Raw genomic sequence first — 14,074 nt, forward strand, 5'->3', positions numbered from 1 at the left:
CGCCCTGGGCTACCCTGCCTCGATGTTTTGCGAGGTCGACCATGCATATTCACATTCTCGGTATTTGCGGCACTTTCATGGGCTCGCTGGCGGTGCTGGCCAAGGAACTTGGCCACCGCGTCACCGGCTCGGACGCCAACGTGTATCCCCCGATGAGCACCCAGCTCGAAGCCCAGGGCATCGAGCTGACCCAAGGCTATGACCCGGCCCAGCTGGATCCGGCGCCAGACCTGGTGGTCATCGGCAATGCCATGTCGCGTGGCAACCCGGCGGTGGAATACGTGCTGAACAAGGGCCTGCCCTATGTTTCCGGCCCGCAGTGGCTGGCCGACCACGTGTTGCAGGGCCGCTGGGTGCTGGCCGTTGCCGGTACCCACGGCAAGACCACGACCAGCAGCATGCTGGCCTGGGTGCTGGAACATGCCGGCATGAGCCCGGGCTTCCTGATCGGCGGTGTGCCGCAGAACTTTTCGGTGTCGGCGCGCCTGGGCGATACGCCGTTCTTCGTGGTCGAAGCCGACGAATACGACAGCGCCTTCTTCGACAAGCGCTCGAAGTTCGTCCACTACCACCCGCGCACGGCGATCCTCAACAACCTTGAGTTCGACCATGCGGACATCTTCCCCGACCTGGCCTCGATCGAGCGGCAGTTCCACCACCTGGTGCGCACTATCCCTAGCGAAGGCCTGGTCATCCACCCCACCACCGAGCTGGCGCTGGAGCGGGTGATCGGCATGGGTTGCTGGACCCCGGTGCAGACCACCGGCGAAGGTGGCCAGTGGCAAGCCCGTCTGCTCAGCCCCGACGGCTCGCGCTTCGAAGTGCTGTTCGACGGCGAAGCGCAGGGCGTGGTGGACTGGGCGCTGACTGGCCAGCACAACGTCGCCAACGCCCTGGCCACCCTGGCAGCGGCGCGCCATGTAGGCGTGGTGCCAGCCATGGGCATCGAAGGCCTGAGCGCCTTCAAGAGCGTCAAGCGGCGCATGGAGAAGGTTGCCGAAGTGCAGGGCGTGACCATCTACGATGACTTCGCCCACCACCCGACCGCCATCGCCACCACCCTCGACGGCCTGCGCAAGCGCGTCGGCGAGGCCCCGGTGATCGCCGTGATCGAGCCGCGTTCCAACTCGATGAAGCTCGGTGCCCACCGTGACGGCCTGCCGGAAAGCGTCAACGACGCCGATCAGGTGATCTGGTACGCCCCGGCCAACCTTGGCTGGGACCTGGCTGCCACCGCCGCGCAATGCAAAGTGCCCAGCGTGGTGGCCGACAGCCTCGAAGCGATCATCGAGCGGGTCAAGGGCCAGGCTCGCCCAGGTACCCATGTGGTGATCATGAGCAACGGCGGCTTCGGCGGCCTGCACGGCAAGCTGGCCGAGGCACTGAAGTGAGCGGGCCGGAACGCATCACCCTGGCCATGACGGGCGCCTCTGGCGCCCAGTATGGCCTGCGCCTGCTCGACTGCCTGGTGCGTGAGGACCGCGAGGTGCACTTCCTGATCTCCAAGGCCGCGCAACTGGTGATGGCTACCGAGACGGACGTGGTGCTGCCGGCCAAGCCGCAGGCGATGCAGGCCTTCCTCACCGAATATACCGGCGCTGCCGACGGGCAGATCCGCGTGTATGGCAAGGAGGACTGGATGTCGCCGGTGGCCTCGGGTTCCGGCGCCCCGGCGGCAATGGTAGTGGTGCCTTGTTCCACCGGCACCTTGTCGGCGATTGCCACCGGTGCCTGCAACAACCTGATCGAACGTGCTGCCGACGTTACCCTCAAGGAGCGTCGCCAGCTGATCCTGGTGCCGCGCGAAGCGCCGTTCTCCACCATTCACCTGGAGAACATGCTCAAGCTGTCGCAGATGGGCGCGGTGATCCTGCCGGCGGCGCCGGGCTTTTATCACCAGCCGCAGACCATCGACGACCTGGTCGACTTCGTGGTGGCGCGCATTCTCAACCTGCTGAACATTCCCCAGGACATGTTGCCGCGCTGGGGTGAGCACCACTTCGGGGTGGATGATTGAAGCGAGCGCTGGCGGGTTTGCTGGCGCTGGTGCTGCTTGGTGGCTGCGCCACGGTGCGCACGCTGGATGCCAACAAGCCCGGGGCACCGGTGGTGTATGCCGGTACCCGGTTGGACTTGTATGTGATCAATGGCGGGTGCTGCCCGCGGGATCATTACGGGGCTGATGCGCCGGCGTATCCGGGGCTGGACCTGCCGGGGAGCATGTTGCTCGATACCCTGTTGCTGCCGTTGTCTTTGCTGACAGCGGCCGGTGTAGGCTTCCAGGCCACCGGCGGCCTGTAAGGGCCCTTTCGCGGGTAAACCCGCTCCCACAGGTACTGCACCAGGTCTGAAATCGATGCAAATCCTTGTGGGAGCGGGTTTACCCGCGAAGAGGCCCTGGCAGGTAAAGCCTAATTCTTGCCCAACCTGCGCAACTCATCCGACTCCACAATCCGCACACCGTCCTCTTCCTCCAGCGCCAGCCGCCACAGCGCCCGGGCCAAGGTACAAGCCTCGATCCCCCGATACTTTCCGGGTATCAGCTTGGCAAACGGCGAAGCCAACTGTTCGCTGAGCCGCGGCTCGACCCGCTCGCCCAGCAGCAACGATGGCCGCACGATGGTCAGCTGCGGCCAATCCTGGGCCTTGAGTGCCTCTTCCATCTCGCCTTTGACCCGGTTGTAGAAAACCGACGATTTCGGGTCGGCGCCCAAGGCACTGACCACCAGCAGATGCCGTGCGCCCAACTCCCGGGCGCGCTTGCTGAACGCCACCACCATGTCCAGGTCCACCGCGCGGAAGGCCGATTCGGAACCGGCCTGCTTCAGCGTGGTGCCCAGGCAGCAGTAGGCGATATCGACCCGCCCGGCCAGCTGTGGAAGGAACACCGCCGGGTCGCCTACCGGGTTTTCCAAGTGCGGGTGCTCGGCCAGTGGCCGGCGGGTTGGCGCCAGTACGCGGGTGATGGTGGGCTCGTTGAGCAGGCGGTCGAGCAGGTGTTCACCTGTCAGACCCGTGGCACCGGCAAGCAGGACATGCTGAGGCGTCAAATACATGATGTCTCTCCCTTGTTACACACAAGCTTAGTGGTTGCGTGGCGTTTGCGCCTGTTCCCCCACGTTGGCCTGTGTGGCGTTACGCAATGCTTCTTCGGCCTGTTGCCGGCGCAGGTGCTGCCAGTGCTCAAGCACATTCGGCGGCGCCCACAGCTGCGGTTCGGAGGCCTCGAAACCTTCCCTTTGTTCTCTTTCGGCAACGCTGGCGCGCGCCAGTTCAAACGCCTGTTTCAGGTCGTCGGTCTGGTTCAGCGCTTCGGCGAACAGGGCATCGCCGAAGTAGGTGAAATCGGCTTCTTCCGAGCAACCGAAGGACACGCGGTCGGCCCGGGCGGCGGTCATGATCAGCGTGCGCTCATCCTTGAGCGGGGCGATATAGCCCCCTGAATAGCACGCGGATATGACAATGACCTTGTCGCGGTCCTTCAGCGGTGCCAGGGCGCTGGCGAGTTCGTCGGCGGACAGGTCGGCCAGCTGCAGGCGCGGTTGGTCGAACACCAGCTGGTGGTCGTGGCTGCCATGGCTGGTGAGGTAGATGAACACCAGGTCTTCGGGGCCGCTGCGCTCGGCCAGGGTTCGGGCGGCGCGGGTAAGGTTTTCACGCGTGGCCATGGGGCGGGTGGTCATGTGATCGCGGTGGTTGACCAAGGTCACCTGGCCACGGGCGCCAAAGCGCACCTTGAGCATGTTGCTGACGTAGTCGGCTTCGCGCATGAACACGCTCTGCTGGCCATCGCCGCCAACCACCAGGCTGTACAGCTGGACTGCTGGCGCCGACCGCGGCACCCGGGCCAGCGCTTCGTCCAGCAAACGGCCCTGGTTGAGCAGCGCCAGGTCCAGCGGGTCGGGCAACAGTTTGCCGTTCTGGTCCCGTACGCGCACGCCGTTGCTCCAGGTGCCGCTTTCGACCTTGCCGTTGGTCATGATCAGCCGGCCTTGGCCGTGGTAGGCATCGTTGAGGAAGCCACCGATGTACTTGCTGCCGTCGGCCAGTTGCAGGCTGCCCTGGCCCGACAGACGCCAGTCGGCGAAGGTGCCCTTGTAGTGGCTGCCATCGCTGCCCAGCAGTTCGCCTTCGCCGACCAGCGAGCCGTCCTTGAATTCGCCGATCCACACATCACCGTCGGCATTTTCGAAGCGGCCACGGCCTTCCAGGCGGTTGTCCTTGAACTCACCGATGTACTGCTCGCCGTCGACGCTGTCGTAGGTGCCGCTGCCTTCCAGCTGGCCGTTGATGAAGTGGCCGCTGAACTGGTTGCCGCTGGCATCGCTGCGTACCCCGGCACCGTTGGGCTTGCCCTTGGCGAACAGGCCCTGGTAGCGGCTGCCGTCGGCCAGTTCCAGCTCGCCGGCGCCTTCGTACAGGTCGTCCTTGAACTGGCCGCGGTAGGTCTGGTCGGCTTGCTTGAGGGTGCCTTCGCCGTCGCGGCGGCCGTGGCTGAAGGTGCCGGCATAGTGGCTGCCCGGGGTATTCAGCTCACCCAGCCCCTGGAACAGCCCCGCGGCGAACTGGCCGCGGTACACCTCGCCGTTGCGGCCGTGCCATTCGCCCTGGCCGTGCCATTGGCCGTCCTTGAAGGTACCGGCGTACCAGCTGCCGTTGGGGTAGTCGATCCGTCCTTCGCCTTGCAGCAGGCCATCGACCACCTGCCCCCGGTACCGCCCACCGTCAGGCAGGCGCGCGTCCGGCGGGAGCAGCGATTCGCCATCGCCGCAGGCGGCGAGCAGCAGGACCAGGGTGACGGGGAGCAGTGAACGCATGGCGAGAACCGGGCAATAGGTCTGCCGAGTATGACGCAGAATGGGATCCTGAAACAGCGAAGGCATGTGCTGGCGCAGCTCTCGAGCCTGCACTGCATCCAAAGCTGGCACGGAACCTGTGGGAGCGGGCGTGCCCGCGAACACCGGCGAAGCCGGTGCCATCCACCGCGTCGCCTGCTTCGCGGGCACGCCCGCTCCCACAGGTTCCGTGTTGCCTTTGAGGTGCAATCAGCGCACGCCCGGCGAAACGATGATCTTCACGTTCTCCTCCTTGTTGTTGACCAACTCCTCGAAGCCCAGCTCGACAATCTGCTCCAACCCGATCCGCCCGGTCACCAGCGGGCGAATGTCCAGCCTGCCGTCAGCGATGAAGGCAATCACATCGGCAAACTCGCCGTTATACGCCAACGCTCCCAGCACCTGCTTTTCGGGGGACACCAGTTCGAAGAAGTTGAACTCGCTAGGCTCCTCGAATATCCCCACCAACACGCACTTGCCCGCCTTGCGGATGGTGTCGATGGCCAGCTTGGCCGTGTGCTTGTTGCCGATGCATTCAAAACTCACATCCGCCCCCAGCCCGGCAGTCAGCTTGCGGATTTCCGCCAGGGCGTCGCACTGGCTGGGGTCCAGCACCACGCTGGCGCCAACCTCTTTGGCCTTGGCCTTGCGTGCCGAGGACATTTCCAGGGCGATCACCTGCGCCGCGCCTGCCGCCTTGGCACACATGATGGTGCACAAACCGATAGTGCCGGCCCCAACTACCACCACCGTCTGGCCAAGCAGGCTACCGGCCTTCTTTACCGCATGCATGCCCACCGCCAGCGGTTCGATCAGCGCCCCGGCCTCTGCCGGGAAACCCTGCGGCAGCCGGTACAGCAGGTTGGCGGGCACGTTGACCAGTTCGGCAAAGGCGCCGTTGTTCATCAGGCCGGTGAAGGCAAGGCGCTCGCAGATGTTGTACAGGCCGTGGGTGCAGTAGTAGCAGGTGCCGCAATGCTGGCAGGCGTCCGCAGCCACCGGGTCACCGACGGCAAAACCTTCCACGCCTTCACCCAGCTTGGCGATCTGGCCGCAGAACTCGTGGCCGAGGATGCACTGGCCCTGGATGCCGGTCAGCGGGTGCGGTGCCTCCACCGGGATGAATACCGGGCCGGCGACGTATTCGTGCAGGTCGGAGCCGCAGATTCCGCACCAGTCCACCTTGATCTGTACCCAGCCGGGCGCAGGGTCGGCCGGCAGGGGCACCTGTTCGACGCGAATATCATTGCGGCCATGCCAGACGGCGGCACGCATGTGGGTGTGGCTCAGGTCATTCATTGTTGTTCTCCAGGCTCACGGAAAGGGCTTAGTGCTTGCGCAGGAACGCGAGCAGTTGCTGGTTGACCTGTTCGGCCGCCTCCATCTGCACCATGTGCCCAGCCTCGGGCAGTACCAGCACTTCAGCCTCCAACCCTTCGGCATGGCTAGCCGGGATGATCGCGTCCTTGCCGCCCCACACCACCAGGGCCGGGTGCTGCCCCAGCACCCCGCGCAGGTCGTGGCGCTGCCGGTCGCCGTCGGCGATGGCCGATGCCAACAGGCGCAACGCGTCGTCCACCCCTTCCAGGCGCTTGAACTTGAGCATGTCCTCCAGCATCTGCCGGGTGACCAGTGCCGGGTCGGCAAACAGCTGCACCATCTGCGGCTTGAGGGCATTGCGGTTGGCGGCAGCGACGAAGCCTTGCAGGTACTGCCCGTTGATCGCCTCGCCCAGCCCGGCACTGGCCACCAGGCTCAGGCTGGCCACCCGCTGCGGCGCCAGGCGCGCCACGTTCAGGCTGACCGCGCCGCCCATGGAGTGGCCGGCCAGGTGGGCCTTGGCGATGTCCAGGTGGTCGAGCAGGGCCAGCACGGTTTCGCTCAACTCATCCAGGTCGCCCCGTTGCAGGGCCTTGGCCGACTCGCCATGGCCCGGCAGGTCGAGGGCGATCACCCGTCGCTCGGCAGCCAGCGCCGGGTGGTTGAACAGCCAGTTGTTGAGGTCGCCGCCAAAACCGTGCACCAACACCAGTGGCGTGCCGCCTTCGCCCAGCTCGAACCAGCGCAGCAGGCGGCCCCCCACTTGCGCCTTCTGCGGGGCCGGCCCCTGGGCCTGGTCGGCGCCACCCTCGGCGACGAACTCGGCCTGGAAGCGCTGCACCACGGCATCGATCTCAGCCTCTTCGGCTTCGCCTTCCACCACCACCGCCAGCAGGGCACCGACCGGCAGGGTTTCATCAGGCCTGGCCACCTGGCGGCGCAATACGCCGCTGAACGGGGCTTCGACGCTGCTGCTGATCTTGTCGGTCTCGACGTCCAGCACCTCGTCGCCCTTGTTGATTTCGTCACCTTCCTGCTTCAGCCAGGTGTCCACCCGGCCCTCGGTCATCGACAGGCCCCACTTGGGCATGGTCAGGGTATGGATCTGGCTCATGCGGCACTCCTTGCGGCTTCGATCACTTTGCGTACCGCAGCCTCGATCTTCGCCGCGTCAGGGATGTACAGGTCTTCCAGGGCATCGGAGAACGGCACGGGAGTATGCGGGGCGGTGACCATTTCGATCGGGCCCTTGAGCGCGCCGAAGGCCTTCTGTGCCACCAGCGCGCTGATGTCGGTGGCCATGGAGCAACGCGGGTTGGCTTCGTCGATCACCACCAGGCGGCCGGTCTTTTCCACGCTTTCCAGGATGCTGTCCTCGTCCAGCGGGCTGGTGGTGCGCAGGTCCAGCACCTCGCAGTCGATACCCTGGCGGGCCAGGTTGTTGGCTGCTTCCAGCGCCACATGCACCATGCGGCCATAGGTGACCAGGGTCACGTCGTCACCATCGCGCAGGAAGTTGGCTTCGCCGAACGGTACGGTGTAGACCTCTTCCGGTACCTCGCCTTGCATGCTGTACAGCAGCTTGTGCTCGCAGAAGATCACCGGGTCGTTGTCGCGGATCGCCTGAATCAACAGGCCCTTGGCATCGTACGGCGAGGACGGGCAGACCACCTTCAGGCCGGGAATGTGCGTCCACAGCGAGGTGAGCATCTGCGAGTGCTGGGCCGCCGCGCGCAGGCCGGCGCCGTACATGGTGCGCATCACCAGCGGGGTGACCGCCTTGCCGCCGAACATGTAGCGGAACTTGGCGGCCTGGTTGAGGATCTGGTCCAGGCAGCAGCCGGCGAAGTCGACGAACATCAGCTCGCACACCGGGCGCAGGCCCTGGGTGGCAGCACCAACGGCGGCGCCGACGTAGCCGATTTCCGACAGCGGCGCGTCGAGCACGCGCCCCGGGAACTGATGGTAAAGGCCCTTGGTCACGCCCAGCACGCCACCCCAGGCGTCATCCTCGCCGGGGGCACCGGCGCCGCCGGCAACGTCTTCGCCAATGATGAACACCGTGTTGTCGCGGCGCATTTCCTGGGCCAGGGCTTCGTTGATGGCCTGCTGGTAGCTGATCTTTCTTGCCATGGTGATTCTCCTGTTGTTCTTGTAATCCGCAGCTCAGGGGTAGGCGACGTAGACGTCGGTGAGCAGGTCGGCGGGCTGTGGCTTGGGATCGGACTTGGCGCGGCGCACGGCGTCTTCGATCAGGTCCTCGACGCGGGCGTCGATGGCGTCCAGTTGCGCAGCCGTGAGCAGGCCGGCGCGGGTGGTCTTGTTGCGGAACTGCATGAGGCAGTCGCGGGATTCGCGCAGGTTCTTCACTTCGTCCGGGGCGCGGTAGGTTTGTGCATCGCCTTCGAAATGGCCGTAGTAGCGGCTGAGCTTGACCTCGATCAGCGACGGGCCTTGCCCGGAGCGTGCACGTTCGATGGCAGCACCGGCGGCCTCGTACACGGCAAAGAAATCGAAACCGTCGATGGTGACACCGGGCATGCCGAACCCGGCCGCGCGATCGGCGATATGGTCGCAGGCAACCGACCAGGTCGAGGCGGTGGCTTCGGCGTAGCCGTTGTTCTCGGCCACGAAGATGCACGGCAGGTTCATGATCGAGGCCATGTTCATGGCTTCGAACACGGCGCCTTCGTTGGAAGCGCCATCGCCGAAGAAGGCCACCGACACATCGTCGCTGCCCTTGATCTTGGCCGCCAGCCCGGCCCCGGCCACCAGCGGTGCACCGGCACCGACGATGCCGTTGGCGCCGAGCATGCCTTTTTCCAGGTCGGCGATATGCATCGAACCGCCCTTGCCACCGCACACGCCGGTCTTCTTGCCGTAGATTTCGGCCATCATGCCGTACACATCCACGCCCTTGGCGATGCAGTGGCCATGGCCACGGTGGGTCGAGGCGATGCAGTCGCTGTGGCGCAGGTGGGCCATCACCCCGGCCGCGGAAGCCTCTTCGCCGGCATACAGGTGGACGAAGCCGGGGATCTCGCCGGTGGCGAACTCCACGTGCAGGCGTTCTTCGAAGGCGCGGATGGTGCGCATCACTTCATAGGCATGCAGCAATTGTTCGGTACTGAGTTGATTGGACATCTTGTTGTTCTCCAGGGTTGTCTCAACACGGGTTTGCAGGGTGCAACCGGTGGCCGCGCGGTACGGCCAGCAGGTGATGGCGGGCGGCATGCGCCAGCACGGCCTCGACATCCACGCTCAACGGGCCTTGGTGATCGAGGGTGATGGTTGGGGTGTCGTGCTCGGAAAATTCGATTTCGCGCTCGCCGTCCAATGCCAGGGTGCCGCTGGCCAGGCTCAGGCGATGGGCTACGCCGGGCGTCAGTGGGCCGCTGGCGGTGATGCCGCAGCCTTGCAGCAGGCCGGGTGCCAGTGGTGCGAGCAGCGCCTGCTCGGCGCCGGGGTTCAGGCGTACCCAGGCGCCGTGCGGGTCCTGGCGCGAGACCGGGCACCACAGGCCGCACAGGGCCGAGAGGCCAATGGCATGGGGTTCGGCGAAACAGGCGAAGACTTCGCAAAGGTCCTCGCTGCGGCTCAGTGCCCGAGCGCCGATGAAGCGCTGGGGCGACACCGCCACCTCCACCAGGGCCCATTCGGCAAGCTGTTGTTCGGGCACCTTAACCAGCAGGCGCTTGTTGCGGCGCAGGCCGATGCTGGCCGGTACCCGGCCGCTGGCAAGCAGGCCACCGGCCAGGCCGGCGCTGGTGGCCTCGCGCAGTTCGGGGAAGGCATTGTTGGTGCCGGTGGACAAGGTCAGCAGCGGTACGTCACCGGCCTCGGCAGCAACTGCCTTGTGGGTGCCGTCGCCGCCGAGCACGGCGATCATCGCCACACCGCGTTCGACCATGCGGCGGGTGGCTAGGCGGGTATCGGCAACGGTCTGGGTCAGCGGCAGGTCGAGTATTTCGATGGCCGGCCAGTGCTGGTCACGGGCGACCGGGCCCAGGCTGGCCTTGAGCACGGCGGCGGCAATGCCGGTCATGTCACTGGGCAGCAGCACCTGGCCGATGCCGGTGGCACCGAAGGCGGCCAGCAGGCGCTGGATCGCCGAAGCCTTGTCGGTACTCGAATAGAGCCCGGCGTTGGCGGTCAGGCGGCGCAGGTCGCGGCCAGAGGCAGGGTTGGCAATGATCCCGACGGTTGGGGCGGGTAGCGGCATGGCGCACCTCGTATTCTTGTTTTCCAGGGCAGGAGCAAGCACGGTGCCAGCTTCTTTGGAATTGGCTGAAGTGCCTGCAATAGAGCGGTTTTATTGCGCTCCGGCAGGTGCTGATGGTTCTGCTGGCGAGACGCCCGGTGCCAGTGCGGGGCCGACGTTGCCGAGACGCTGAGACGCTGCGTCTCAAGCGGGCCGGTAATCACGCAGTGCTTGTCGGGGCATGCCCGGAAGCGCTTAATGGCCGGACAACGATAAAAACAGCAACGAGAACCGGAGGGCCTGAATGCTTGCCGCGAACTCCCGAGCCCATGTCGACTGCGTCAGCAGGGTGCTGAAGAATGCCGACCGCCTGCCGCAGGCGCCGGTGCCACCGCTGATCCTCGATTCATGGCGCCGTTCCATGGAGCTGTACCGCCTCGACCCCGGGTCCCAGCAGGGGCCGCGCATCCTGTCCCAAAGCCTGCTCAACGAATGCCGTGAGCGCGCCGAACTGTTCCTGCGTATCGCCAGCGATGCCGTGGCCCGCCTGCATGAACGGGTGCGCGGTGCCGACTACTGCGTGCTGCTCACCGATGCCTTGGGGCGCACCATCGATTACCGGGTCGAGTCGGCCATCCGCAACGACTGCCGCAAGGCCGGGCTGTACCTGGGCACCTGCTGGTCGGAGGGCGAGGAGGGCACCTGCGGCGTGGCGGCGGTGTTGACCAGCAAGGCGCCGGTCACGGTGCACAAGCGCGACCACTTCCGCGCTGCGTTCATTGGCCTGACCTGTACGGCGGCACCGGTGTTCGACCCATTGGGCGAGTTGCTGGGCGTGGTGGATGTCTCAGCCTTGCAGTCGCCGGACGACCGCCGCAGCCAGCACCTGATCCGCCAACTGGTCGAGCAGACTGCCCGCGAGATCGAAAATGCCTTTTTCATGCACAGTGCCCAGGGCCATTGGGTGATGCGTGCCCATGGCACGCCGGGTTATGTGGAAAGCCAGCCCGACTACCTGCTGGCCTGGGATGGCGATGGCCGCCTGCAGGCGATCAACAGCCTGGCGCGCCAGCGGCTGGTGGAGCACCTGGGGCGTTTGCCCGAGCACATTGGCGAGCTGTTCGACATGGACCAGCTGCGCCGCGTGAACGCATCGTCCGCTCAACGCCTGCCGGGCCTGGGTGGGCTGTACGGCCGGGTCAGCGCACCCCGCCAGCGCCAGCGTGCGCAGCCGTTGCGCCAGGCCCAGGACGCCCGCATCGAGCAGCATTTGCGCCTGGCCACGCGGGTCAAGGACTGCAACCTGGCGGTGCTTGTGCAAGGCGAGACGGGGGCCGGCAAAGAGGTATTCGCCCGCCAGCTGCATCAGCAAAGCCTGCGTCGCGATGGCCCGTTCGTCACCCTGAACTGCGCGGCCATTCCGGAAAGCCTGATCGAGAGCGAGCTGTTCGGCTATGTGGCCGGGGCCTTCACCGGGGCTTCCAGCAAAGGCATGCAGGGGCTGTTGCAGCAGGCCGATGGCGGCACGCTGTTCCTCGACGAAATAGGCGACATGCCGCTGAACCTGCAAACCCGGTTGCTGCGCGTGCTGGCCGAGGGTGAAGTGGCGCCGCTGGGCGCAGCGCGGCGGGAGCGGGTGGATATCCAGGTGATTTGCGCGACCCACCGCGATTTGGCGGCGATGGTGGAGGATGGGCGTTTTCGTGAGGACCTGTACTTCCGCCTGGCCAATGCCCGCTTCGCGTTGCCGCCGCTGCGCGAGCGTGAGGACCGCTTGGGGTTGATTCACCAGTTGCTGGCCGAGGAGGCCGAGGCCTGCGGGGTCGAGGTGGTGTTGGCGGATGATGCGCTGCAGGCGCTGCTGGTTTACCGCTGGCCGGGGAACCTGCGCCAGCTGCGGCAGGTGTTGCGCTATGCCTGTGCGGTGAGCGAGGGCGGGCGGGTGCAGGTGCAGGACCTGCCGCAGGAAGTACGCGGCGAGGTGCTCGCTTCGGCGGAAAGCAGCATGTCTTGTCCGGCCCGGCAGTTGCTGCTGGATGCGCTGATCCGCCATCGCTGGAAGCCGGCCGATGCGGCGCGGGCTTTGGGAATATCGCGGGCGACCTTGTACCGGCGGGTGCATGAGCACCACATCGAGATGCCGCGGATGAAGGGGTAGGGCCCTGGGGGCGCGTTGCGCCCCTTTCGCGACACAAGGCCGCTCCCACAGGTACAGCGTCAACCTTGAGACCTTGCGAAACCCTGTGGGAGCGGCCTTGTGTCGCGATGGGCCGCAAAGCGGCCCCAGGATCCCCCAGGCAATAAAAAACCCCGGCACAAGTCCGGGGTTTCGGTACATCACACTACGCGATCACTCCTGGCTAGCCAGTTTGTGCTCGAGGTAGTGAATGTTGACGCCGCCTTTGCAGAAACCTTCATCACGCACCAGGTCGCGGTGCAGCGGGATGTTGGTCTTGATGCCGTCGACGACGATCTCGTCCAGGGCATTGCGCATGCGCGCCATGGCTTCGTCGCGGTCCTTGCCGTAGGTGATCAGCTTGCCGATCAGCGAGTCGTAGTTCGGCGGAACCGAGTAACCGCTGTACAGGTGCGAATCCACACGCACGCCGTTGCCGCCCGGGGCGTGGAAGTGCTTCACCTTGCCTGGGCTCGGGATGAACTTCTTCGGGTCTTCGGCGTTGATACGGCATTCCAGCGCATGGCCACGGATGACCACGTCTTCCTGGCGGAACGACAGCTTGTTGCCAGCGGCGATGCTCAGCATCTCCTTGACGATGTCGATACCGGTCACCATCTCCGACACCGGGTGCTCAACCTGCACGCGGGTGTTCATCTCGATGAAGTAGAAGCGGCCGTTCTCGTACAGGAACTCGAAAGTACCCGCACCACGGTAGCCGATCTCGATGCACGCATCGACGCAGCGCTTGAACACTTCCTGACGGGCTTTCTCGTCGATGCCCGGGGCTGGCGCTTCTTCCAGTACCTTCTGGTGACGGCGCTGCAGCGAGCAGTCACGGTCGCCCAAGTGGATGGCGTTGCCCTGGCCGTCGGACAGTACCTGTACTTCCACGTGACGTGGGTTGGTCAGGAACTTCTCCAGGTAGACCATCGGGTTGCCGAAGGCTGCACCGGCTTCGGTACGGGTGAGCTTGGCCGAGGAAATCAGGTCCTCTTCCTTGTGCACCACGCGCATGCCGCGACCACCACCGCCACCGGCGGCCTTGATGATCACCGGGTAGCCGACGTCACGAGCAATCGCCAGGGCGACTTCTTCATCTTCCGGCAGCGGGCCATCGGAGCCCGGCACAGTCGGTACGCCCGACTTGATCATCGCGTCCTTGGCCGAAACCTTGTCGCCCATCAGGCGAATGGTGTCGGCTTTCGGGCCGATGAAGGCGAAACCGGATTTTTCCACCTGCTCGGCGAAGTCGGCGTTTTCCGCCAGGAAGCCGTAGCCCGGGTGGATCGCGGTGGCGCCGGTCACTTCGGCGGCAGCGATGATCGCCGGGATATGCAGGTAGGAATCCTTGGACGATGCAGGGCCGATGCAGACCGACTCGTCTGCCAGGCCCAGGTGCATCAGTTCACGGTCGGCAGTGGAGTGCACGGCGACGGTCTTGATGCCCAGCTCTTTGCAGGCACGCAGGATCCGCAGGGCAATTTCCCCGCGGTTGGCGATCAGGACTTTTTCGAGCTTCCCAGACATCGTTGGCTCTCC

General features: G+C 65.5%; 12 protein-coding genes. 4 read left to right on the top strand and 8 right to left on the bottom strand.

Going from position 1 to position 14,074, the window contains the following annotated elements; genetic code table 11:
• Positions 1 to 41 precede the first annotated feature (41 nt).
• The 3 genes from mpl to CAG00_RS22945 are packed head-to-tail and all read left to right on the top strand — an operon-like array spanning position 42 to position 2,301.
• Positions 42 to 1,391 carry a UDP-N-acetylmuramate:L-alanyl-gamma-D-glutamyl-meso-diaminopimelate ligase gene (mpl, locus tag CAG00_RS22935; RefSeq protein ID WP_075044477.1) on the top strand — a complete coding sequence of 450 codons (1,350 nt, stop codon included), beginning with the start codon at positions 42 to 44 and terminating at the stop codon, positions 1,389 to 1,391.
• Positions 1,388 to 2,017, top strand: coding sequence for a flavin prenyltransferase UbiX (gene ubiX / locus CAG00_RS22940; protein WP_013970698.1), 630 nt, complete (start codon positions 1,388 to 1,390; stop codon positions 2,015 to 2,017). Before mpl ends, ubiX begins: the two co-directional genes overlap by 4 nt.
• Positions 2,014 to 2,301 carry a YceK/YidQ family lipoprotein gene (locus tag CAG00_RS22945; RefSeq protein WP_025337554.1) on the top strand — a complete coding sequence of 96 codons (288 nt, stop codon included), beginning with the start codon at positions 2,014 to 2,016 and terminating at the stop codon, positions 2,299 to 2,301. The genes ubiX and CAG00_RS22945 overlap by 4 nt, the downstream gene beginning before the upstream one ends.
• A gap of 110 nt (positions 2,302 to 2,411) precedes the next feature.
• On the opposite strand, the gene CAG00_RS22950 is transcribed toward CAG00_RS22945, so the two are convergent.
• The 7 genes from CAG00_RS22950 to CAG00_RS22985 form a co-directional block, all read right to left on the bottom strand.
• Positions 2,412 to 3,056: an oxidoreductase gene (locus CAG00_RS22950; RefSeq protein WP_085665404.1), complete on the bottom strand. Its 645-nt coding sequence runs from the start codon at positions 3,054 to 3,056 to the stop codon at positions 2,412 to 2,414.
• Between the two features lie 27 nt (positions 3,057 to 3,083).
• Positions 3,084 to 4,817, bottom strand: a complete 1,734-nt coding sequence (locus CAG00_RS22955; protein WP_085665405.1) for a C13 family peptidase — start codon at positions 4,815 to 4,817, stop codon at positions 3,084 to 3,086.
• Between the two features lie 228 nt (positions 4,818 to 5,045).
• Complete coding sequence (locus CAG00_RS22965) at positions 5,046 to 6,110, bottom strand: 2,3-butanediol dehydrogenase (protein WP_256579110.1); 1,065 nt, start codon at positions 6,108 to 6,110, stop codon at positions 5,046 to 5,048.
• Between the two features lie 52 nt (positions 6,111 to 6,162).
• Positions 6,163 to 7,269 (bottom strand): acetoin dehydrogenase dihydrolipoyllysine-residue acetyltransferase subunit, encoded by a 1,107-nt coding sequence (locus CAG00_RS22970; RefSeq protein ID WP_085665407.1) that lies wholly within the window; start codon positions 7,267 to 7,269, stop codon positions 6,163 to 6,165.
• Positions 7,266 to 8,288 (bottom strand): alpha-ketoacid dehydrogenase subunit beta, encoded by a 1,023-nt coding sequence (locus CAG00_RS22975; protein ID WP_013970705.1) that lies wholly within the window; start codon positions 8,286 to 8,288, stop codon positions 7,266 to 7,268. Before CAG00_RS22975 ends, CAG00_RS22970 begins: the two co-directional genes overlap by 4 nt.
• Positions 8,289 to 8,321: 33 nt before the next feature.
• Positions 8,322 to 9,299, bottom strand: coding sequence for a thiamine pyrophosphate-dependent dehydrogenase E1 component subunit alpha (locus CAG00_RS22980; protein ID WP_085665423.1), 978 nt, complete (start codon positions 9,297 to 9,299; stop codon positions 8,322 to 8,324).
• Between the two features lie 22 nt (positions 9,300 to 9,321).
• Positions 9,322 to 10,377, bottom strand: a complete 1,056-nt coding sequence (locus CAG00_RS22985) for an ATP-NAD kinase family protein (protein ID WP_085665408.1) — start codon at positions 10,375 to 10,377, stop codon at positions 9,322 to 9,324.
• A gap of 283 nt (positions 10,378 to 10,660) precedes the next feature.
• Between CAG00_RS22985 and CAG00_RS22990 the strand changes: the two genes are divergently transcribed.
• Positions 10,661 to 12,514 (top strand): sigma-54-dependent Fis family transcriptional regulator, encoded by a 1,854-nt coding sequence (locus CAG00_RS22990; RefSeq protein ID WP_085665409.1) that lies wholly within the window; start codon positions 10,661 to 10,663, stop codon positions 12,512 to 12,514.
• 192 nt (positions 12,515 to 12,706) lie between these two features.
• Here the strand turns inward: CAG00_RS22990 and accC are convergent, their stop codons facing one another.
• Positions 12,707 to 14,062 carry an acetyl-CoA carboxylase biotin carboxylase subunit gene (gene accC, locus CAG00_RS22995; protein ID WP_003257054.1) on the bottom strand — a complete coding sequence of 452 codons (1,356 nt, stop codon included), beginning with the start codon at positions 14,060 to 14,062 and terminating at the stop codon, positions 12,707 to 12,709.
• Positions 14,063 to 14,074: the final 12 nt, after the last annotated feature.

It is taken from the genome of Pseudomonas sp. B5(2017), assembly GCF_002112825.1.
Classification (GTDB): domain Bacteria; phylum Pseudomonadota; class Gammaproteobacteria; order Pseudomonadales; family Pseudomonadaceae; genus Aquipseudomonas; species Aquipseudomonas putida_Z.

Bases quoted from the DNA above. Each gene is read 5' to 3' on its own strand.
- CAG00_RS22975 (WP_013970705.1), bottom strand. From the start codon at position 8,288: ATGGCAAGAAAGATCAGCTACCAGCAGGCCATCAACGAAGCCCTGGCC.
- CAG00_RS22980 (WP_085665423.1), bottom strand. From the start codon at position 9,299: ATGTCCAATCAACTCAGTACCGAACAATTGCTGCATGCCTATGAAGTG.
- CAG00_RS22985 (WP_085665408.1), bottom strand. From the start codon at position 10,377: ATGCCGCTACCCGCCCCAACCGTCGGGATCATTGCCAACCCTGCCTCT.
- CAG00_RS22965 (WP_256579110.1), bottom strand. From the start codon at position 6,110: ATGCGTGCCGCCGTCTGGCATGGCCGCAATGATATTCGCGTCGAACAG.
- mpl (WP_075044477.1), top strand. From the start codon at position 42: ATGCATATTCACATTCTCGGTATTTGCGGCACTTTCATGGGCTCGCTG.
- CAG00_RS22990 (WP_085665409.1), top strand. From the start codon at position 10,661: ATGCTTGCCGCGAACTCCCGAGCCCATGTCGACTGCGTCAGCAGGGTG.
- accC (WP_003257054.1), bottom strand. From the start codon at position 14,062: ATGTCTGGGAAGCTCGAAAAAGTCCTGATCGCCAACCGCGGGGAAATT.
- CAG00_RS22950 (WP_085665404.1), bottom strand. From the start codon at position 3,056: ATGTATTTGACGCCTCAGCATGTCCTGCTTGCCGGTGCCACGGGTCTG.
- CAG00_RS22955 (WP_085665405.1), bottom strand. From the start codon at position 4,817: ATGCGTTCACTGCTCCCCGTCACCCTGGTCCTGCTGCTCGCCGCCTGC.
- CAG00_RS22970 (WP_085665407.1), bottom strand. From the start codon at position 7,269: ATGAGCCAGATCCATACCCTGACCATGCCCAAGTGGGGCCTGTCGATG.